This window comes from Massilia timonae, from assembly GCF_001866515.1.
Taxonomy (GTDB): Bacteria; Pseudomonadota; Gammaproteobacteria; order Burkholderiales; family Burkholderiaceae_D; genus Telluria; species Telluria timonae.
In genome coordinates, this window is the sequence record NZ_JRYB01000001.1 from 3,536,383 (window position 1) to 3,556,420 (window position 20,038).

Below are 20,038 nucleotides of genomic sequence, written 5' to 3' on the forward strand. Positions count from 1 at the left end.
CTTCTACCGATAATTTGCCGACTGTGGTGGTGAAATGACCGATACACTCGCCGTCGCCTTACCCTTCGTTTTGGCGCGCGACGCCGGCGCGCCGCTGGCCGACCAGATCGTGAGCGCGGTGGCGGCGCGCGTCGACGAGCGCCTGCTGCGCCCCGGCGCGCGCATGCCCTCGATCCGGCGCTTCGCCGCCAGCCACGGGGTGTCGCCGTTCACCGTCGTGGCCAGCTACGACCGGCTGGTGGCGCAGGGTTACCTGGAATCGCGCCGCGGCGCCGGTTTCTTCGTGCGCGAGCGCCAGGCGCCGGCGCACAAGCCGCCGTCATCGCAGCCGGCGCCGGTTCCGGCCGAACTCGACATCGCCTGGCTGGTGCGCAGCATGTTCCGCCAGGCCCCGCTCGGGCTGGCGCCGGGTTCCGGCGTACTGCCGGCCGACTGGCTCGACGGCGCGGCGGTGGCCAATGCGCTGCGCGCGCTCAGCCGCCAGAACTGCGACGGCTTGCTCAATTACGGTTCGCCGCACGGTTTTTTGCCATTGCGCCAGCAGCTGCAACGGACGCTGGCCGAACTCGAGATCGAGGCCGCGCCCGAGCAGCTGGTGACCACGCTGGGCGTGACCCAGGCGCTGGATCTGGTGGCGCGCGCGTTCTGCCAGCCGGGCGACACGGTGCTGGTCGACGATCCGGCCTGGTTCCTGATGTTCGGTTCGTTCGCGGCGATGGGCCTGAAGGTGGTCGGCGTGCCGCGCCTGGCCGACGGCCCCGACCTGGCGCGGCTCGAGGAACTCGCCGCCCTGCATCGCCCGCGCCTGTTCGTCATCAACTCGGTGCTGCACAATCCCAGCTCGACCTCGGTGTCGGCGGCCAAGGCTTTCCAGGTGCTGCGCGTGGCCGAGCAGCACGACTTCCTGGTGGTCGAGGACGACATTTACTGCGGCCTGCACCCGGGCGGCGCCACCCGCCTGGCCGCGCTGGACGGCTTGCGGCGCGTGATCTACCTAGGCGGTTTTTCGAAGTCGATGGCGGCCAACCTGCGGGTCGGCTTCGTCGCCACCTCGCGCGAACGGGCCGCGCTGCTGGCCGACCGCAAGATGCTGGCCACGCTCAGCACCAGCGACATCGGCGAGCGCGTGGTCTATAAAATCCTGGCCGAGGGCCACCACCGCAAGCACCTCGATCGCGTGCGCGGCCGCCTGGATGCGGCGCGGCCGGGCGCGCTGCGCCGGCTCGAGGCGCTCGGGATGCGGGTGGACCCGGCCCCGGCGGCCGGGATGTTCCTGTGGGTCGACGCCGGCGCCGACACCAATGCGCTCACCGCGCACGCCATGCGGCAGGACTTGCTGCTGGCGCCGGGCAGCCTGTTCTCGCCCAGCCAGCAGCCGTCGACCCGGATGCGGCTGAACCTGGCGGCGCTGCAGGATCCGGCCGTATGGCGTTTTCTCGAGGCGCGGGCCGGCTGACCGGGTCAGCCGGCCTGCTGGGCGGGACAATCGCCGGGCTTCATGTCTCGCATCGCTTCCATGATCTGCTCGTCCGTCATGTCGCGCTTGTGGGTGGCGATCGACCATAGGTGGCCGAACGGGTCGGCGACCTGGCCGTAGCGGTCGCCCCAGAACATGTCGGCCAGTTCCATGGTCGGCCGGGCGCCGGCTTCCAGCGCCCTGGCCCACACGGCGTCGGCATCGTTCACGTACAGATGGATGGTCACGGGCGAGCCCTTCAGGGCGAGCGGGCCCTGGCTGCCGAATTCGGGAAACGCGTCGGCCAGCATGATGGGCGAGTCGCCGATGCGCAGCTCCGCATGCATGATCCTGCCGTCCGGTCCGGGCATACGGGCGAGCTCGACGGCGCCAAACGCTTTCTTGTAGAAGTCGATCGCTTCGCCCGCTTTGTCGCACACCAGGTGCGGGGTGACGGTACGGTAGCCTTCCGGGATGGGACGCACTGCCTGGTTCATGGTGTTCTCCTGGGTTGTGTGGATGGGGTGCTGCCATCTCCACGACGAATGGGCGGGGCAGGATTCGACATGACGGATGCATGAAAGTGCGATTTTCTTCAGTTCATCCTATTTCTTATCAAAAAGACCTCTTGAAATCCTCCTTGGCATCCTTATATGCCTCCGAGTCTGACCAACCCCATGTTTTTAACGAGGAACAAGATGGCGAACGCCGAAAAAGAAACCCTTGGCTTCCAGGCAGAAGTAAAGCAGCTGCTGCAACTGATGATCCACTCCTTGTATTCGAACAAGGAGATCTTCCTGCGCGAACTGATCTCGAACGCGTCCGACGCGGCCGACAAGCTGCGCTTCGAGGCGATCAACAACGACGCCCTGTACGGCAACGACCATGAACTGAAGATCAAGGTTTCGTTCGACAAGGATGCGAAAACCATCACGATCTCGGACAACGGCATCGGCATGAGCCGCGACGAGGTGATCGCCCACCTGGGCACCATCGCCAAGTCGGGCACCAAGGAATTCTTCAGCAAGCTGTCGGGCGACCAGCAGCAGGACGCGGCCCTGATCGGCCAGTTCGGCGTGGGCTTCTACTCGGGCTTCATCGTGGCCGAGAAGATCGTCGTCAATACCCGCCGCGCCGGCGCCTTCGCCGAGCAGGGCGTGCGCTGGGAATCGCGCGGCGAGGGCGACTACTCGATCGAGCAGATCGAGAAGACGGGCCGCGGCACCGACGTGATCCTGCACCTGCGCGAAGGCGAGGAAGAGCTGCTGTCGTCGTGGAAGCTGAAATCGATCATCCGCAAGTATTCCGACCATATCTCGCTGCCGATCGTGATGCAGAAGGAAGAGTGGGACGAAGAGAAGAAAGAAACGGTTCTCAAGGACGAACTCGAGACCGTGAACCAGGCCAGCGCGCTGTGGGCGCGCTCGAAGAACGACATCACCGAAGAGCAGTACCACGAGTTCTACAAGCACGTTTCGCATGACTTCCAGGACCCGCTGACCTACACCCACAACCGGGTGGAAGGCCGCAGCGAATACACCCAGCTGCTGTACGTGCCGGCGCACGCGCCGTTCGACCTGTGGGACCGCAACAAGCGCGGCGGCATCAAGCTGTACGTCAAGCGCGTGTTCATCATGGACGACGCCGAGCAGTTGATGCCGACCTACCTGCGCTTCATCAAGGGCGTGATCGACTCCGCCGACCTGCCGCTGAACGTCTCGCGCGAGATCCTGCAGGAGTCGCGCGACGTGCGCGTGATCCGCGAAGGTTCGACCAAGCGCGTGCTGGGCATGCTCGAGGAAATGGCGAACTCCGAAGAACAGGCCGGCAAGGACAAGTACACGACCTTCTGGAAGGAATTCGGCCAGGTGCTCAAGGAAGGCATCGGCGAGGACGCCACCAACAAGGACCGCATCGCCAAGCTGCTGCGCTTCGCCTCGACCGCCAATGACTCGTCCGAGCAGACCGTGTCGTTCGCCGACTACGTCGGCCGCATGAAGGAAGGCCAGGACAAGATCTATTACGTCACCGCCGACAACTACCAGGCGGCGAAGAACAGCCCGCACCTCGAGATCTTCCGCAAGAAGGGCGTCGAGGTGATCCTGATGACCGACCGCGTCGACGAGTGGATGCTGTCGTTCTTCACCGAGTTCGAAGGCAAGGAACTGGTGTCGGTCGCCAAGGGTGGCCTGGATTTGGGCGCGCTGGAAGACGAGCTTGAAAAGAAGGAACACGCCGAAACCGAAGCCGGCTACAAGGAGCTGGTCGAGAGCATGAAGGGCGCGCTGGGCGAGAAGGCCAAGGACGTGCGCGTGACCTTCCGCCTGACCGACTCGCCGGCCTGCCTGGTGGCGGACGAAAACGAGTTGTCGGGCAATCTGCTGCGCATGCTGAAGGCCGCCGGGCAAGAAGCGCCGGAGTCGAAGCCGATCCTCGAGATCAACCCGAACCACCCGCTGGTGCAGCGCCTGAAGTACGAGGACGCGAGCGGCGCGCGCTTCGCCGACTGGTCGCACATCCTGTTCGACCAGGCGACGCTGGCCGAAGGCGGCAGCCTGGCGGATCCGGCCTCGTTCGTGAAGCGCCTGAACGAGATGCTGCTGGCGGGCGGCAAATAAGCCTGAGCGCGAGGTAAACAGAAAGCCGGGACAGCGATGTCCCGGCTTTTTTTCATCCCAAGCGCAGTGCCAGCGCCGCCATGCCGCCCAGCGCCGCCGCGGCAGCGGCAAGGCGCGCCGCGCGCGTCGCTGTCGCCACGTCATGCGACAGCAGGCCGATCGCGATCCATGCCGCCGCCGTCAGGCAGCCGATCCACGGCACGAAGCCGTATCCCTGCGCGCGCAACGCTCGACAGTACAGCAGCGACACCAGCAGGGCCAACGTGCCGAGCGCCTGGACGCCGCGGGCATCGCGCCAGTGGCGCTCCATCGCCAGCCCGAGCGCCAGGAAGCCGGTCACCGCCGCGGCGAGGGCGGACAGGCCGAACAGCGTGGCAAGCAGCGACGGCATCGCGCGCCCTCAGAACATCGCCTGGAGCGTCGCCGTCACGTTGCGCGGCTCGCCGTACCAGTTGCCGCCCCTGGCGTCGCCCAGCGTGCGGTAGTAGTGCTTGTCGAAGATATTGTTGAAGTTGAGCGCGGCCAGCAGGTTGCGCTTGATCCGGTAGCCGACCCGGCCCGACCATACCGCGTAACCCGCCTGTTCGACGCGCAGCGCGCCGCTGGTCTTGTAGGTCAGGCTCTGGGCGTTGACGCCGCCGCCCACGCTCCAGGCGCTGCCGCTTGGCCGCCAGCTGGCCCAGATGCGCGCCAGGTGGCGTGGCGTGAAGGTCGACAGCGGCTGGTTCTCGTTGGCGCTCGGCAGCCCGGCGGCGGTGCGGTCGCGCAGGTACTTCGTCTGGTTCCAGGTGTAGCCGGCGCTGACGTCGAGGCCGGGCGCGAGCTGGCCGGTCAGCTCGGCATCCAGGCCCTGGCTGCGCACTTCGCCTTCGGCGACGAAGCAGGCGCCGCCGGTCGGCGAACCGATGCAGGGCGAGGGATTGAGCGGATCGCTCTGGGAGCGGTTCTTCTCGAGGATGCGGAATGCGGCCAGCGAAGCGTTCAGGCGTCCGCCGAACAGCGCGCCTTTCAGGCCCGCCTCGATATTGCTGCCGGTAGCGGGATCGAGCGGGTCGCCGCTGGCGGTGTACTGGTTGGCCTGGGAGCGGAAGATCTCGGCATAGCTCAGGTAAGTCGTCCACGCGGGAGCGAAGTCCCACTGCAGCGCGCCGTAGGGAGTGAATTCGCCATCCTGCTCATAGGGTTGGGTGCCGTAGGCGTTCGTCACCAGGTTGAAGGTCGAGCTCTTCCAGTCGCTGACGCGGCCGCCGGCGATCAGCTTCACGGTGTCGGTCAGCGCGAAGCGCACCGAGCCGAACAGGCCTGACTGTTCGACCGCCGCCAGCGTGTGGGTGGCGGGGCGTGCGATGGCGGTCGGCGCCACGGCGTAATCGTAGGGATCGAAGGTGTAGGGATTGACCACCGGGTTCGCGATCGTGTACAGCTGGCTGGTGCTGTCATAGTCGCGCTGCATCCAGTTGGCGCCCAACAACACGTCGTGGCGGCGACCGAAAGCATGGAAGCCGCCCTCCAGGGTGGCGTCGGCCGCCTTCTGTTCGCCCAGCAGGTGAGCGCGGAACGACGACAGCGATGGACCGCGGTTGCTTGCGCGGTCGACCGCGCCGAACGCCGAGCCGCTGAGGTCATGGTTGTCCTCGCGCATGCGGCTGAAGGCCACGCGCAGTTTCCAGTCGTCGTTGAAGCGATGGTTCAGGTCGACGATGGCGGTGGTCGACGCGATCGTGGTGTCCGACCAGGCCGCGTTCATATAGGTCGACCGCGGCAGGCCCAGGTCGCCGCCGTCGGCGAAGCGCGGCAGGCCGCCATAGAACGGCGTGATGTCGTTTTCCTCGCGGTGGATGCCCACGCCGAGCGTGGTCGTCGGCGCCAGGTCGGCCTCGACGATGGCGTACAGGACCGAGCGCTGGTTCCTGGACACGTCGTAGAAGAACTCGCGGTCTTCGTGGGCGCCGACGACGCGGGCGCGCATGCTGCCGCTGTCGTTCAGGATGCGGTTCGCATCGACCTGGGCCCGGTAATTGTCCCAGCGGCCAGCGCTGGCCAGCGCCTCCACCTGGTTGATCTTGAGCGGGCGCTTGCGCACCAGGTTGACGGCGCCGCCGGGGCTGCCGGACCCGTTGAACAAGCCGGCAGGGCCACGCAACACCTCGACCCGCTCGAACACCGACAGGTCGGGGCTGATGTTGAAGCCCGAGCCGCGCTGGGTGGCGACGCCGTCGTACTGTATCGTGTCGATCTCGAAACCGCGCGAATAGAAGCGGCGCTCGTGGCTGCTGCCTTGCTCCACCACCAGGCCGGTGATGTTCGCGAGCGCCTCGTCGAGGGTGCGCAGGTTCTGGTCGTCCAGGCGTTGGCGGGTGGCGACCGACACCGATTGCGGCGTCTCGCGCTGGCTGGCGCTGCCTTTGGCGACCGACGCGGAATCGGCCGCATAGCCGCTGTCGAGGCGTTCGGCGTTGACCACCACGGTCGATGGCGCCGGCGTTTCGTCGGGTGCTTCGGCGGCCAGGACGGCGTGGCTCGGATAAACGAGGGCCAGGGCAAGCGCGAGCGGCAGGCGCATCGGTGCATTCATGCGAATCTTTCTACAGGAGGTGGGCGGGCAGACGCGATAATATCGAGAATGCAAATGAGAATGATTCGCATTGTGATGTATATGGTGAATTTATGCAATATGCAAGCTCAGGCCTTTCTGCGTGTGGCCAGCCAACATAGAATGGAACCGGCGCACACCATCGCCGCGCCTTGCCAGAACGCGAGCGACAGCGGCGTCTGCAGAACCAGCGCCGCCAGCGCGGCGGACAGCACGGGTATGAAGTACGAGGCGCCGGCCAGGACCGTGACGTTGCCGTGCAGGATGCCCACGTTCCAGGCCGCATAGCCGAAGCCCATGGCCGCGGCGGCCAGCGCCAGGTAGACGAGCGCGCGCAGGTCGACCCGCATCGGCTCGCCGCCAAGTGCAAGGTACTTGATCCACAGCGCGGTGGCGGTCAGCATGAAGAACAGCGTGACCCCATTGCTGCCGTTGGCGATGCGCGCGGTGACGGTGCAGTAGCTGGCCCAGATTAGGGCGCCGATGAAGGCCAGGCCATAGCTGAGCGGGTTGTCGCGCACGTTCGCCGCCATCGCGGCCGGGTCCAGACCCGCGTCGCCGCCCAGCACCCAGCACACGCCGCCGATCGCCAGCGCCAGTCCGGGAGCGATCAGCCAGGTCGTCCGCTGGCCGTTGAACACGATGGCGGACACCATGGTGAAGGCCGGCCACAGGTAGTTCACCATGCCGACTTCGATCGCCTGGCGGTTGGTATTGGCGTAGCCGATCGACAGCGCCAGGCACATCTCGTAGGCGACGAACAGGAGGCTGCCCAATACCAGATAGGCGCGCGGAAACGCGCGCACCTTGCTCGGGCCGACTGTCAGCAGCAGCAGGATCGAGGCGACCGTATAGATCAGCGCGCCGCCGCCGGTGGCGCCGAAGCTCGCGCTCACGCCGCGGATCAGGCCGACGATGGAACTCCACAACAGGATGGCAAGCAGGCCGATCAGTGTGGCCCGCGTGGTCTTGCTCGTACTGCGCATGCTTACGTCATAAGTGGCGGATCTCGGCCGGTGGCGTGATCCAGTTGTCGTTGCGTCCATCGATATGGCGCACCGGCGCGGCCAGCAGATCGGCGACCGGCAGGTCGTCCAGGCTGGCGACCGTGACGGCCACGAAAGGACCCGAGCGCGGCGCAGCGCCGGTCGAGAACACATTGATGCCGCATTCGCCGCAAAAGTGGTGACCGTCGCGCCGCGTATGGAAGCGGTATTCGCGCAAGAAGCCTTGGCCCTGCAGCAGGCGGAAGGCCGTCGGCGCGAGCTGGACGGCCCAGAAGCGCATCTTGCTGCAGATCGAGCAGTTGCACTTGACCGTGCCGAGCGCCAGGTCGATGTCGGCCGCGTAACGCACCGCGCCGCAGTGGCAGCTTCCGTGGTAGGTCTTCATGCCTGGCGCGCCTGCCACGCGGCGCGGCCGATCTCGTACGCCAGCGTCGGACGGCCATGCCAGACTTCCTCGCCACGAAACCGCATGCCGAGTTTTTCCATGATGCGTGCCGAGCGCAGGTTGCCGGTATCGCAGATCGCGCACAGCAGCGGGACCTCGAGTTCATCGAAGGCGAAGCGCGCCATGCGCTCGGCGGCTTCGATGGCGTAGCCGCGCCCCCAGCGGTCGGGCCGCAGGCGCCAGCCGATCTCGTGCGGGTTGGCGGGGTCTTGCGCCAGGTGCTGGATGCAGCCGGCGCCGACCAGTTCTCCCGTGTCATGTTCGATGAAATTCCACCATGAGTAGCCGATCGTCTCCCAGCGCGCCTTGACCCGGGCGATGACGGCGCGGGTTTCCTCGGGCGTCTCGGCCTGGCCGCTGATGTAGCGCATGACCTCGGGATCGCCGTTCAGCAGGCGCATGCCGTCGTAGTGCGCATCGGTCACCGGCTCGAAGCGCAGCCTTGCGCTGTGCAGGACCGTCATGTGCTGGAGACCTCGTCGCAGAACTGCTCCAGCAGGCGCAGGCCTTCGGGCCAGTCGCCATGGCCCGAATCGGCATTCAGGTGCCCGGCGTCGCCGATCTCGACCAGGCGGCTGCCCCAGGCGCCGGCGAAGGCGCCCGTGCGGTCAAGGCTGGCGAAGGGATCGTTGGCGCTGGCCACCACCACGCTGGGGAAGGGCAACGGCTGCAGCGGGATCGGCGCCCAGCAATTGAGGTCGGCCGGATATGTCGCCGCCTCGACGTCGCTCGGCGCGACCAGGAAGGCGCCCGCCACCTTGAGCGGGGAGCCGGACAGCGCCCAGTGCGCGACCAGCATGCAGCCCAGGCTGTGCGCCACCAGGATCGGCGCGCCCTGGCAGTCGGCGATGGCGGCGTCCAGCTCGGCCACCCATTCGTCGCAATGGGGATTGGTCCAGTCGCGGTGCGCGGCGCGGCGCCAGTGCGGATTGCGTTCATGCCATAGCGTTTGCCAGTGGCGCGGGCCGGAATTCCACAGGCCGGGCAGGATCAGGACATCACACTTCATCTTGCTTCTCCTTGATGGGGGCAGCGCAGGCGCGAGCCAGCCGGGCAGGGCGCCACAGCGCCGCCGCCAGGCGCGCGAGCAGGCGCCGGAACACGTCCTTGCGCTGCTCGGTCAGCATGCCGAGCACGGCGGTCGCGACGGCCACGGCCAGGCCGAGGGCCAGCAGATCCACCATGCTGCCGGGATCGTGCGGATACAGCGCGGGCCAGGCGATCAGCACCAGCGCATGCGACAGGTAGAGCGTCAGCGTGTACGAGGCCAGGCGCCGGATCGGCGCCGCGCAGCGCAGCAGCGCGTCGAAGCGGGCGAAGCGCGCGCAGGCGAAGTTCAGGCAGACGATCAGCCCGAACACGTAGTCGGCCAGGAAGCGGTCGGCATTCCCGAGCGTGAAGGCTTGTCCGAGCCAGGAAGCGCGGCCGGCCGCGCGCAGGGTTTCCTCGATCCCGCTTGCTTCGTAGAGCACCAGCAGGACCAGGCTGGCGATCCAGCCGAGGCGCGCCAGGGCGCATGGGAGCGCATGCCTTGCCTGCCAGTGGTAGAGCGCGACCCCGGCCAGCCAGACCGGCAGCAGCAGCCACAGTTTGATGCCCATGACGGCCAGCACCAGGCCCAGGGCCGGCAAGCGCCACGGCCCGCGCACGTAGCAGGCGACGCCGAACAGCACGTAGTACCAGACCTCGTAGTTGAGCGACCACCAGGGGCCGAGCCAGGGCGGCACTTCGGCCAGGGCCCACAGGTCGCCCAGGAACAGCAGGTGGAACGGGATGTAGAGCCAGGGCTTGGCCAGCTGGTAGTGCAGGTCCATGCCGGTCATCAGGTGGCCGCGCACCAGGCTGGCGCAGGCGAAGGCCAGCAGCAGCACCGGCAGCGCCACCGAATAGATGCGGGCGGCGCGCGCCAGCGCGTATTCGCGCGCGCTCGGGCGGCGCTGCGCGGTGGTATAGGCGATCACGAAGCCCGACAGCACGAAGAAGGCCATCACGGCTTCGCGCCCGAACAGGGTCAGGTGGTCGGCGCCGGGGGCTTCCACCAGGCCGAACTGGCGCACGTGCATCGCCACGACCGCCAGCGCCGCCAGGAAGCGGACCAGGTCGAGGTAGACCGAGAACGGCTGGTCGAGTGGGGAGGGGGCGGCGCGCATGGCGTTTATATTAATGCAAAACGGACCGATGGCGACGCCAACCGGTCCGCCGCCGGCAGTCAGAGCTCGGTGCGCAGCGCGAACAGTTCCGGGAACAGCACCACGTCCAGCATCTTGCGCAGATAGCTCACGCCGGCGGTGCCGCCGGTCCCGGTCTTGAAGCCGATGATGCGCTCGACCGTGCTGACGTGGCGGAAGCGCCAGAAGCGGAACGCCGTCTCCAGGTCGACCAGCTTTTCGGCCAGCTCGTACAGCGCCCAGTGACGGGAGGTGTCGCCATACACCTGCAGCCAGGCCGCCTTGACCGAGTCGTCGGCGCGGGTCGGCCCGGTCCAGTCGGCGTCGAGCCGCGCCGGGTCGATGGCGAAACCGCTGCGCGCCAGCAGCATCACCGCCTCGTCGTAGATCGAGGGCAGGGCCAGTTCGCGCGCAAGGATGGCATGCGCGTCAGGGGCCTTCTCGTGCACCGCCAGCAGGGCCGGGTTCTTGTTCCCGAGGATGAATTCCAGTTCGCGGTACTGGAACGACTGGAAGCCCGACGAGGCGCCGAGGTAGGGGCGGATCGCCGTGTATTCGGGCGGGGTCATGGTGGCCAGCACGTCCCAGGCGTGCACCAGCTGGTCCATGATGCGCGCCACCCGCGCCAGCATCTTGAAGGCGGGCGGCAGGTTGCCTTCGCGGATGTGGCGCCGCACCGCCTGCAGCTCGTGCAGCATCAGCTTGATCCACAGTTCGCTGGTCTGGTGCTGGATGATGAACAGCAGCTCGTTGTGATTCGGCGAGCGCGGATGCTGGGCGTTCAGGATCTGGTCCAGGCCCAGGTAGTCGCCGTAGCTCATGGCTTCGCGCAAGTCCATTTTGGCGCCATGCCATTCGGCCGGCTGGCCCTCGTTCTGTTCCTTGTTCATGTCGGCGCCTTGTCAGGTGACGGCGCCGCGCGCGGCGGCCAAGTCGTAGTCGTTGCGGTCCAGGATGTCCTTCAGGATCTCGACCGCATCCCAGACGTCCGCGTAACTCGTATACAGCGGCGTGAAGCCGAAGCGCATGATCTCGGGCTCGCGGTAGTCGCCGATCACGCCGCGCGCGATCAGGGCCGCCATCACCGCATAGCCGTGCGGGTGGGTGAAGCTCACCTGGCTGCCGCGGCGCGCGTGTTCGCGCGGCGTCACCAGGCCCAGCGGATGGCCGGCGCAGCGGCGTTCGACCAGGCCGATGAACAGGTCGGTCAAGGCCAGCGACTTGGCGCGCACCGCCGCCATGTCGGTCGCCTCGAAGATCTCGAGGCCGCACTCGACCAGCGCCAGCGAGACGATGGGTTGCGTGCCGCACAGCGCGCGCCCGATGCCGGCCACCGGGGCGAAGGCGGGCGCCATCGCGAACGGGCTGGCATGGCCCCACCAGCCCGACAGCGGGTGGTCGAACCCCGCCTGGTGTCTTTGCGGCACCCAGATGAAGGCCGGGGCGCCCGGCCCGCCGTTCAGGTATTTATAGGTGCAGCCGACGGCGAAGTCGGCGTCGGCGGCGCGCAGGTCGACCGGCACCGCGCCGGCCGAGTGGGCCAGGTCCCAGACCGCCAGCGCCCCGGCCTCGTGCGCGAGGCGGGTCAGCGTGGCCATGTCGTGCTGGTAGCCGGTGCGGTAGTTGACGTGGGTGAGCATCAGCACCGCGGCATCGTGGTCGAGCGCGGCCGGAATCTCGTCCACGCTGTCCACCAGGCGCACCCGGTAGCCGCGTTCCAGCCAGCGGCTCAGGCCCTCGGCCATATAGATATCGGTCGGGAAGTTGCTGCGTTCGGTGACGATGGTGCGGCGGTCGTCACCGCGGCGGGCCGCGCTGGCGCCTTGGGACTGGATGCGCAGCGCCGCAGCCAGCGCCTTGAACAGGTTGAGCGAGGTGGTGTCGGTGACGGCCACTTCGCCGGGTCCGGCGCCGATCAGCGGGGCCAGGCGATCGCCCAGGCGTTTCGGCATGTCGAACCAGCCGGCCGTGTTCCAGCTCTTGATCAGGTCGGTTCCCCATTCGCGCGCCACCACGTCCTGGGCGCGGCCCAGGGCGGCGCGAGGGCGGGCGCCGAGCGAGTTGCCGTCCAGGTAGATGACGCCCTCGGGCAGGTCGAAGCGGGTGCGCAACCCGGCCAGCGGGTCGAGCGCGTCGCGCGCCAGGCAATCGGCGCGGGTGAGGATTGGTGCGGTCATGCCGGTCCCATATGAATAGTTGACGCTTCAAGAATGCGCGCAGGTCGGCAGTGTAGCAAGTTCCCGCGCCCGTCGACAGCCGAATGTTGCCGTTACAGCATTAAATGTATTGACGAAAAAATTTTGAAATTTTTTTGCAGCCAACCCTAAAGTTCCTGATGAGCTGTCCGATAACGAGTCAGAAGGGCGGCAAGGCGTCGAAAAAATAGTAAAAAATATTTTCAAACAGCCCTAAAGTCCGTCGTCGGGCTGCCGTTAATGGATGAGTGGAGTGCATAAAAGCGACACTCGCAGCCACGACAAAGCTGAAAATTCTGAGTTTCCAGCGGTAAATTCAGCAAAACCTGTAGTGATTCTGCGACAGACGACGTCTGACGTAGACCCAGATCAAGGCGCTTCCCGGCGCCATTTCAGCCCGGTTTTTTCATGGGTTTTCATAGGGAGCCAGAGGCGTTTGTCAGACAAACTCCTACGGCTCCATCTCGTCGTTCGCCTACCCAAAATACAGGTTTTGTCCAATTCCTGAAAAGTTTCCCCACAGTCAGAATCTATCTCGTCGGCAACACAAACAGCGCCGAAACAACCAACGGAGAGAGAAGATGACGATGAACGACATGATGGCTGAGATTCGCGACGCAAACCTGAGCTACCTGATGCTGGCCCAGCAGATGATTCGTGCCGACAAAGTCACCGCCATCTTCCGCCTGGGCGTGTCGGCCGAGATCGCCGACCTGATCGAAGGCATGAGCAATGCCCAGATCCTGAAGCTCGCCGGCGGCAACATGATGCTGGCCCGTTTCCGCTTCGACGACACCGCGATCCTGGGCATGCTGACCAGCCACACCAAGGAACGCAGCCTGGCGCAATCGCACGCAGCCATCCTGATGGCGGGCCAGCCGGTCGAAGAGATCGTATAATCCCTGCCAGCGGCCACTTGGTGGGGCCGCCTTGGAACAGGCTGGGAGCAGTGCATGAGCAAGAAAAGCGTCGTATCCGAAGCGCAGGAAATCCAGCTCGCGATCGAACTGATCAACCTGGGCGCACGCCTGCAGTTGCTGGAGACCGAGGTCTCGCTGTCGCGCGAACGCTTGCTCAAGCTTTACAAGGAGCTCAAGGGTGTCTCTCCACCCAAGGGCATGCTCCCGTTCTCCACCGATTGGTTCCTGACCTGGCAACCGAACATCCACTCCTCGTTGTTCATGAACATCCACCAGTTCCTGGTGGAGCATGCCGGCGCCTCCGGCATCCAGGCCGTCATGAAGGCCTATCAACTCTACCTCGAACAGATGCCGCCGGCGCCGGGTGAAGAGCCGCTGCTGTCGCTCACGCGCGCCTGGACCCTGGTGCGTTTCTTCCAGAGCGGCATGCTGCTGCTGGCCCCGTGCAGCCGCTGCCAGGGCAAGTTCATCGTCAACGCCCTCGACCTGAACGCCGACTACCTGTGCGGCCTGTGCCACATGCCTTCGCGCGCCGGCAAGACCCGCAAGGCCAAGGATGCCCGCGAGGCGGCCGAGCGCGCCGTCGCCGATGCGGCCGACGACGAGGATTCCGCCGGCCGGGACAGCGCCTGACTTGGCGCCGCGTCTGTTGCGCTTTCCGGCGGTCCGGGCGCTCCTGATCCAGGTCGCCGCCTTTCCGCTCACGCTCGCCGTCGTCTACCTGCTCGCCAGCAGCGGCTTGATATTGTCGTATTGGCACGTCGCCCTGGTGCAGGGCGTGCTGGCCGCGCTGCTGTCCTGGTGGCGCGGGCTGGCTAGCTGGTGGCGCGCGATCCAGTTCGGCTTTCCGCTGGCGTTGCCGGGCGCCAGCGCGCTCGAACTGCCGCCGGCCGCCTTTCTCGCCGTCTTCCTGTTCCTGTTATTGCTGTACTGGTCGACTTATCGCACGCAAGTGCCGTATTACCCGTCCGGACGCAAGGTGTGGGCGGCGGTCGCGGCCGCGCTGCCGCAAGACCGGCCGGTGCGCGTGATCGACATCGGCAGCGGCATCGGCGGCCTGGTGCTCGACTTGCAGCGGCGCCGGCCGGAGTCGCGCTTCGAGGGCATCGAGCTGGCGCCGCTGCCCTGGCTGGCCAGCCACCTGCGCGCGCTGGCCACCCGTAGCCGCGCGCGCTTCATCCGCGGCGACTACGAACGACTCGACCTCGGCGACTACGACGCGGTGTTCGCCTATCTGTCGCCGGCCGCGATGAGCGCGCTGTGGCGCAAGGCCGCGCGCGAGATGCGACCCGGGTCGACGCTTTTCAGTTACGAATTCGTCATCGAAGACCGGCCGCCGAGCCGCGTTATCCATCCTGCCACAGACGGGCCGGCGCTGTACATGTGGGACTTTTAGGCGACAAATGGTGAGTATTCGGGGTGGTTTTACTTGCCCGTGGACCATTCTCCAGCTAGAGTAGTTCCCTGAATAAACTTTTTCTGAAATTACCGGTTTCGGGTCCTCAGGACGAGGTCGGAACAGGCTTTTCTGGAGCAAAATCCCTTGTTAGTGATTGTTGGTTACATCATCGTCTGCGCCTGCGTGTTCGGCGGGTTTGCGCTCGCCGGCGGCCACCTGGCTTCGCTGTGGCAGCCGATCGAGCTGTTGATGATCGGCGGCGCCGCCTTTGGCGCCTTCTTTGTCGGTAACAACGGCAAGTCGATCAAGGCCACCATGAAGGCCTTGCCGAGTGTCTTCAAAGGCTCCAAGTTCACCAAAGACATGTATATGGAGCTGATGGCCCTGCAATTCGACGTGCTGTCGAAAGTGCGCAAGGAAGGCCTGATGTCGATCGAGGGCGACATCGAGGCGCCCGAATCGTCGCCGCTGTTCTCCAAGTATCCGGCGGTGCTGGCCGACCATCACATCATCGAATTCATGACCGATTACCTGCGCCTGATGGTGTCGGGGAACATGGACGCGATGCAGATCGAAAACCTGATGGACAACGAGATCGAGACCCACCACCACGAAGGCGCCGTGCCGGCCCACGTGATCGCCAAGGTCGGCGACGGCCTGCCGGCCTTCGGCATCGTGGCGGCGGTGATGGGCGTGGTCCACACCATGGAATCGGTCGGCCTGCCGCCGGCCGAGCTGGGCATCCTGATCGCGAAGGCGCTGGTCGGCACCTTCCTGGGCATCCTGCTGGCCTACGCCTTCGTCACCCCGCTGGCGAGCGTGCTGGAACAGAAGCTCGAGGAATCGACCAAGATGTTCCAGTGCGTGAAGGTCACGCTGCTGGCGAGCCTGAACGGCTATGCCCCGGCCCTGGCCGTCGAATTCGGCCGCAAGGTGCTGTACTCGACCGAGCGCCCGACCTTCGCCGAGCTCGAAGAGCATATCAAGAAGAAGAAGTAAGCCGCGATGACCGCATTCGAATTCACCCCCGGCTGCATGAAGGGAGGCGCGCATGGCTGACGACAACGCGCGGCCCATCGTCGTCAAGCGGATCAAGAAGGTGGCCGGCGGCCACCACGGCGGCGCCTGGAAGATCGCCTACGCCGACTTCGTGACCGCGATGATGGCGTTCTTCCTGCTCATGTGGCTGCTGGGCTCGACCGCCAAGGGCGACCTGGTCGGCATTTCGGAATACTTCAAGACGCCGCTGAAGGTGGCGATGGCGGGCGGCTCCGGTTCGGGCGACTCGTCGTCGGTGATCAAGGGCGGCGGCGAAGACCTGACCCGTACCGCGGGCCAGGTCAAGCGCGGCGATTCGCCGCCCGAGAAGAAGACCTACGACCTGCAGGCGGCCAAGGCCGCGCTGGCGCGCGAAGAAGGACAGCGACTGCAAATGCTGAAGGCGCGCATCGAGTCGGCCATCGAGGTCAACCCGATGCTCAAGAAGTACCAGAACCAGCTGCTGCTCGACATCACCAGCGAAGGCCTGCGCATCCAGATCGTGGACGAGAAGAACCGGCCGATGTTCGCGCTGGCCAAGGCCGAGCTGCAGCCATATACCAAGGAAATCCTGCACATCATCGGCATGGTGCTGAACGAAGTGCCGAACAAGATCGGGATCTCGGGCCATACCGATTCGACGCCGTACTACAGCGATGCCGGCTACAGCAACTGGGAACTGTCGGCCGACCGCGCCAACGCCTCGCGCCGCGAGATGGTGCTGGGCGGCCTGCAGGACGACAAGGTGCTGCGCGTGGTGGGCCTGGCCTCGGCCGCCCACCTCGATGCGAAGGACCCGTTCAACCCGGTCAATCGCCGCATCAGCATCATCGTCATGAACAAGCGCACCGAAGACGCGGTGCGGCGCGACGCGGCGACGCTGGACGTGCCGGCGGATGCCGAAGCGGCGGCCACCGCCACGCTGGAAGCAGTGACAAAGTAAGCCAGGGCAGGACTGGAGAGAGTGAAATGACAAGAAAAAAAATATTGGGATCGCATGTGAAGCGCCTGCTGTCGGGCGTGTCCATGCACGGGCGGCGCCACCTGACCGAGGTCGAGACCGACCTGCTGCAGACCGAGCTGCTGCTGGAAGAAGCGATCGACAAGCTGACCGCCAGCTTCATGGCGGTGCACACGGCGGTCGGCGCGCGCCAGGAAGCGATCGAGCGGCTGCTGGAGGGCGGTGCGCTATCGCTTGAAGATCGATCCTTGCTGTCGTCGATGTCGTCCGAAGTGGGCGCGCACGTGAACACGGCGATCACCAGCATGCAGTTCCAGGACATGACGGCGCAACTGATTGAACGTACACTGCGGCGCGTGGCGGGGCTGCGCGACTTTTTGGGCACGCTCAGCGAGCATGGCGCCGACATCGCGCCCGAGACCGACAGCGACGAGATCGTCGACCGGCTCGGCAAGGTCAGCATGGCGCTGGCGATCCAGTCGCTCGAACTGCGCAGCATGCTGCGCCGCTCGGTCGAGCAGAAGCACCTGGAAAGCGGCGACGTCGAGCTGTTCTGAGCGCTGTCGGGGTATTAACGAATAATTCAACCGGCGTGAAGCCGGATACAAAATAGCAGGAGCATAAAATGGCAAAAACGATTCTCGCGGTCGACGATTCCAGTTCGCTGCGCCAGATGGTGGCCTTCAGCCTGAAGGCGGCTGGCTACAACGTGGTGGAAGCGGTGGACGGCCAGGATGGCCTGGACAAGGCGAAGCTGCAGAACGTCGACCTGGTGCTGACCGACCAGAACATGCCGAAGATGGACGGCCTGCAGCTGATTAAAACCTTGCGTACCCTGCCGGGTTACGCCAAGACGCCGATCCTGATGCTGACCACCGAATCGTCGGACGAGATGAAGAACAAGGGCCGCGCCGCCGGCGCCAACGGCTGGCTGGTCAAGCCCTTCGATCCGCAGCGCCTGATCGAGGTGGTCAAAAAAGTGATCGGCTGACGCCATGCGCGACGCCCTGACCATGCTTTCACTCGAGCGGACGGCATCATGACCATCGACATCAGCCAGTTTTACCAGGTCTTTTTCGACGAGGCAGAAGAACTGCTCGCCGAAATGGAACGCCTGCTGCTGGGCGTCGACGTCGCCGCGCCCGATGCGGAAGACCTGAACGCGATCTTCCGCACCGCCCACTCGGTCAAGGGCGGCGCATCGACCTTCGGCCTGACCGACATGTGCGACGTGACCCACGTGCTGGAGTCGCTGCTGGACCGCATCCGCAAGGGCGAGATGGCGCTGACCTCGAACCACGTGGACGCCTTCCTGGCGGCCAAGGACGGGCTCAAGATGCAGCTCGACGGCCACCGCCATGGCGCGCACGTCGACAACGAGGCCATCGCCAACGTGCGCATGGCCCTGCACGACCTGGCCGAGGGCCTGGTGCCGGCCGCGCCGGTGGTGGCGCCGTCCTACCTGACGGCCCAGCCGCGCACCGAGCACCAGATCGAAGGCGCGCACCGCTACAAGATCGAACTGCCGCAGGTGGCCCAGCGCGACATCAACGCCCTGGTCGACGAACTGGGCCTGATGGGCCGCGTCTCGGTGGCGCCGCTCGAGGGCGGGCGCACGGCATTGATCATCACCACCCACGAGAGCCTGGACGACATCATCGCGATCTGCTCCTTCGTGCTCGACCCGGACGACCTGAAGATCTTCGAGGCGCCGGCGCTCACGCCCGAACAGCGCGCGATCGAGGCGGCCGAGCGCAAGCGCATCGAGGATGCGCAGGGCTACGGTTTCTTCGGTCCCGACGACGATATCAGCCCGGCCGGCGGCGAGCTGTCGGAAGACGATCTCGGTTATGGCTTCTTCCAGCCGATCGAGCAGATCCGCGCCGCGGCCGGCATCGTCGCCGCCCCGCCGGAACCCGTGGCCGCCAGCATCTCGGCGCAGGCACACGGTCATGCCCAAAGCGTGGTCGAGCACCTGGCCGAACTGAGCGCCGAGAAAAAGGCCGCGAAGAAGGACGATAAAAATGAATCGTCCTCGATCCGGGTCTCGGTGGAGAAGGTCGACCAGCTGATCAACCTGATCGGCGAACTGGTGATCACCAACGCCATGCTCGAGCAGCGCAGCAATGTGCTCGACCCGATCCTGCACGAGCGCCTGCTGTCGTCGGTGAGCCAGCTGGGGCGCAACACGCGCGAGCTGCAAGAGGCCGTGATGTCGATCCGCATGATGCCGATGGACTTCGTGTTCTCGCGCTTCCCGCGCATGGTGCGTGACCTGGCCGGCAAACTCGGCAAGAAGGTCGACTTCATCACCCACGGCGCCGCCACCGAACTGGACAAGGGCCTGATCGAACGCATCGTCGATCCGCTGACGCACCTGGTGCGCAACTCGATCGACCACGGCGTCGAGATGCCGGCCGCGCGCGTCGCCGCCGGCAAATCGGAAGCGGGGCGCCTGTTCCTGTCGGCCGGCCACCAGGGCGGCCACATCGTGATCGAAGTGGCGGACGACGGCGGCGGCCTGAATCGCGAGAAGATCCTGGCCAAGGCGGCCTCGAACGGCCTGGCGGTGTCCGACAACATGACGGATTCGGAAGTCTGGCAGCTGATCTTCGCGCCCGGCTTCTCGACCGCCGAAGTGGTCACCGACGTCTCCGGCCGCGGGGTCGGCATGGACGTCGTCAAGCGCAACATCACCGCCATGGGCGGCACGGTCGACATCCGTTCGGCGGCCGGTTTCGGCACCACGATCTCGATCTCGCTGCCCCTGACCCTGGCGATCCTGGACGGCATGTCGATCAGGAGCGGCGACGAGATCTATATCCTGCCGCTGTCCTTCGTGGTCGAGTCGCTGCAGCCGGCGCCCGAAGACGTGCGCGACATCGCAGGGCGCGGGCGCGTATTGAAGGTGCGCGGCGAATACCTGCCCTTGATTCCGCTGCACCAGATGTTCGACATCGAGCCGCGCCACCGCGAACCGAGCGACGGCATCGTCGTCATCCTCGAGACCGAGGGCAAGAAGGCGGCGCTGTTCGTGGACGAACTGGTGGGCCAGCAGCAGGTGGTGGTCAAGAACCTGGAAGCGAATTACCGCAAGGTGGCCGGCATTTCCGGCGCAACCATCATGGGCGACGGCGGCGTCGCCCTCATCCTCGACGTGGCGGCGCTGGTGCGCTCGTCGCGTCAGCTGGCCGACGACCCCGTCGTTCTATAAATTTCTACATCATTAACAAAAGAG

Annotated in this window: 20 protein-coding genes; 10 read left to right on the forward strand and 10 right to left on the reverse strand. The window is 65.8% G+C overall.

The annotated features are described in order from the left end of the window. Window positions 1-34: 34 nt before the first annotated feature. Window positions 35-1,456, forward strand: a complete 1,422-nt coding sequence (locus LO55_RS15245; RefSeq protein WP_071362108.1) for an aminotransferase-like domain-containing protein — start codon at window positions 35-37, stop codon at window positions 1,454-1,456. 5 nt (window positions 1,457-1,461) lie between these two features. Here LO55_RS15245 and LO55_RS15250 read toward each other — a convergent pair whose 3' ends face one another. Continuing rightward, on the reverse strand, window positions 1,462-1,953 hold the full coding sequence (locus LO55_RS15250; RefSeq protein WP_071362109.1) for a VOC family protein: 492 nt from the start codon (window positions 1,951-1,953) through the stop codon (window positions 1,462-1,464). Window positions 1,954-2,154: 201 nt separating this feature from the next. On the opposite strand from LO55_RS15250, the gene htpG reads away from it, so the two are divergent. Beyond that, window positions 2,155-4,074: a molecular chaperone HtpG gene (gene htpG / locus LO55_RS15255; protein ID WP_071362110.1), complete on the forward strand. Its 1,920-nt coding sequence runs from the start codon at window positions 2,155-2,157 to the stop codon at window positions 4,072-4,074. A 52-nt stretch (window positions 4,075-4,126) separates the two neighbouring features. On the opposite strand, the gene LO55_RS15260 is transcribed toward htpG, so the two are convergent. From LO55_RS15260 to kynU, 9 genes are all read right to left on the reverse strand, one after another. Next, entirely contained in the window at window positions 4,127-4,465 is a 339-nt protein-coding gene (locus tag LO55_RS15260; protein WP_071362111.1) for a DUF3325 family protein, read from the reverse strand. Window positions 4,466-4,474: 9 nt separating this feature from the next. Continuing rightward, the gene (locus LO55_RS15265) at window positions 4,475-6,649 is read right to left on the reverse strand and encodes a TonB-dependent siderophore receptor (RefSeq protein ID WP_083415342.1); all 2,175 of its coding nucleotides are present in this window, start codon (window positions 6,647-6,649) and stop codon (window positions 4,475-4,477) included. Window positions 6,650-6,756: 107 nt separating this feature from the next. Further along, window positions 6,757-7,653, reverse strand: a complete 897-nt coding sequence (gene yddG, locus LO55_RS15270; protein WP_071362113.1) for an aromatic amino acid DMT transporter YddG — start codon at window positions 7,651-7,653, stop codon at window positions 6,757-6,759. Between the two features lie 7 nt (window positions 7,654-7,660). Then, complete coding sequence (locus LO55_RS15275; protein ID WP_005666645.1) at window positions 7,661-8,059, reverse strand: GFA family protein; 399 nt, start codon at window positions 8,057-8,059, stop codon at window positions 7,661-7,663. Then, window positions 8,056-8,583 (reverse strand): GNAT family N-acetyltransferase, encoded by a 528-nt coding sequence (locus LO55_RS15280; RefSeq protein WP_071362114.1) that lies wholly within the window; start codon window positions 8,581-8,583, stop codon window positions 8,056-8,058. Before LO55_RS15280 ends, LO55_RS15275 begins: the two co-directional genes overlap by 4 nt. Beyond that, a complete protein-coding gene (locus tag LO55_RS15285; protein ID WP_005666648.1) occupies window positions 8,580-9,128 on the reverse strand; it encodes an RBBP9/YdeN family alpha/beta hydrolase in 549 nt (182 codons plus the stop codon). Before LO55_RS15285 ends, LO55_RS15280 begins: the two co-directional genes overlap by 4 nt. Next, window positions 9,118-10,269: an acyltransferase family protein gene (locus LO55_RS15290; RefSeq protein ID WP_071362115.1), complete on the reverse strand. Its 1,152-nt coding sequence runs from the start codon at window positions 10,267-10,269 to the stop codon at window positions 9,118-9,120. Before LO55_RS15290 ends, LO55_RS15285 begins: the two co-directional genes overlap by 11 nt. A 59-nt stretch (window positions 10,270-10,328) precedes the next feature. Then, window positions 10,329-11,177 carry a tryptophan 2,3-dioxygenase gene (gene kynA, locus LO55_RS15295; RefSeq protein ID WP_071362116.1) on the reverse strand — a complete coding sequence of 283 codons (849 nt, stop codon included), beginning with the start codon at window positions 11,175-11,177 and terminating at the stop codon, window positions 10,329-10,331. 12 nt (window positions 11,178-11,189) lie between these two features. Then, a complete protein-coding gene (kynU, locus tag LO55_RS15300; RefSeq protein ID WP_177185528.1) occupies window positions 11,190-12,464 on the reverse strand; it encodes a kynureninase in 1,275 nt (424 codons plus the stop codon). A 599-nt stretch (window positions 12,465-13,063) separates the two neighbouring features. On the opposite strand from kynU, the gene flhD reads away from it, so the two are divergent. The 8 genes from flhD to cheA all read left to right on the forward strand — a co-directional run bounded on the left by flhD (window position 13,064) and on the right by cheA (window position 20,014). Then, on the forward strand, window positions 13,064-13,381 hold the full coding sequence (gene flhD / locus LO55_RS15305) for a flagellar transcriptional regulator FlhD (RefSeq protein WP_005666655.1): 318 nt from the start codon (window positions 13,064-13,066) through the stop codon (window positions 13,379-13,381). Between the two features lie 54 nt (window positions 13,382-13,435). After that, on the forward strand, window positions 13,436-14,035 hold the full coding sequence (gene flhC, locus LO55_RS15310) for a flagellar transcriptional regulator FlhC (protein WP_071362117.1): 600 nt from the start codon (window positions 13,436-13,438) through the stop codon (window positions 14,033-14,035). Next, complete coding sequence (locus LO55_RS15315) at window positions 13,992-14,798, forward strand: class I SAM-dependent methyltransferase (RefSeq protein ID WP_071362118.1); 807 nt, start codon at window positions 13,992-13,994, stop codon at window positions 14,796-14,798. Before flhC ends, LO55_RS15315 begins: the two co-directional genes overlap by 44 nt. Window positions 14,799-14,945: 147 nt before the next feature. After that, window positions 14,946-15,800 (forward strand): flagellar motor stator protein MotA, encoded by an 855-nt coding sequence (gene motA / locus LO55_RS15320; RefSeq protein ID WP_005666659.1) that lies wholly within the window; start codon window positions 14,946-14,948, stop codon window positions 15,798-15,800. 52 nt (window positions 15,801-15,852) lie between these two features. Continuing rightward, complete coding sequence (gene motB, locus LO55_RS15325) at window positions 15,853-16,782, forward strand: flagellar motor protein MotB (protein ID WP_071362119.1); 930 nt, start codon at window positions 15,853-15,855, stop codon at window positions 16,780-16,782. A 26-nt stretch (window positions 16,783-16,808) separates the two neighbouring features. Continuing rightward, window positions 16,809-17,357 carry a hypothetical protein gene (locus tag LO55_RS15330; protein ID WP_005666662.1) on the forward strand — a complete coding sequence of 183 codons (549 nt, stop codon included), beginning with the start codon at window positions 16,809-16,811 and terminating at the stop codon, window positions 17,355-17,357. Between the two features lie 68 nt (window positions 17,358-17,425). Further along, the gene (locus LO55_RS15335; protein WP_005666664.1) at window positions 17,426-17,791 is read left to right on the forward strand and encodes a response regulator; all 366 of its coding nucleotides are present in this window, start codon (window positions 17,426-17,428) and stop codon (window positions 17,789-17,791) included. 48 nt (window positions 17,792-17,839) lie between these two features. Then, window positions 17,840-20,014: a chemotaxis protein CheA gene (gene cheA / locus LO55_RS15340; RefSeq protein WP_071362120.1), complete on the forward strand. Its 2,175-nt coding sequence runs from the start codon at window positions 17,840-17,842 to the stop codon at window positions 20,012-20,014. Window positions 20,015-20,038 lie beyond the last annotated feature (24 nt).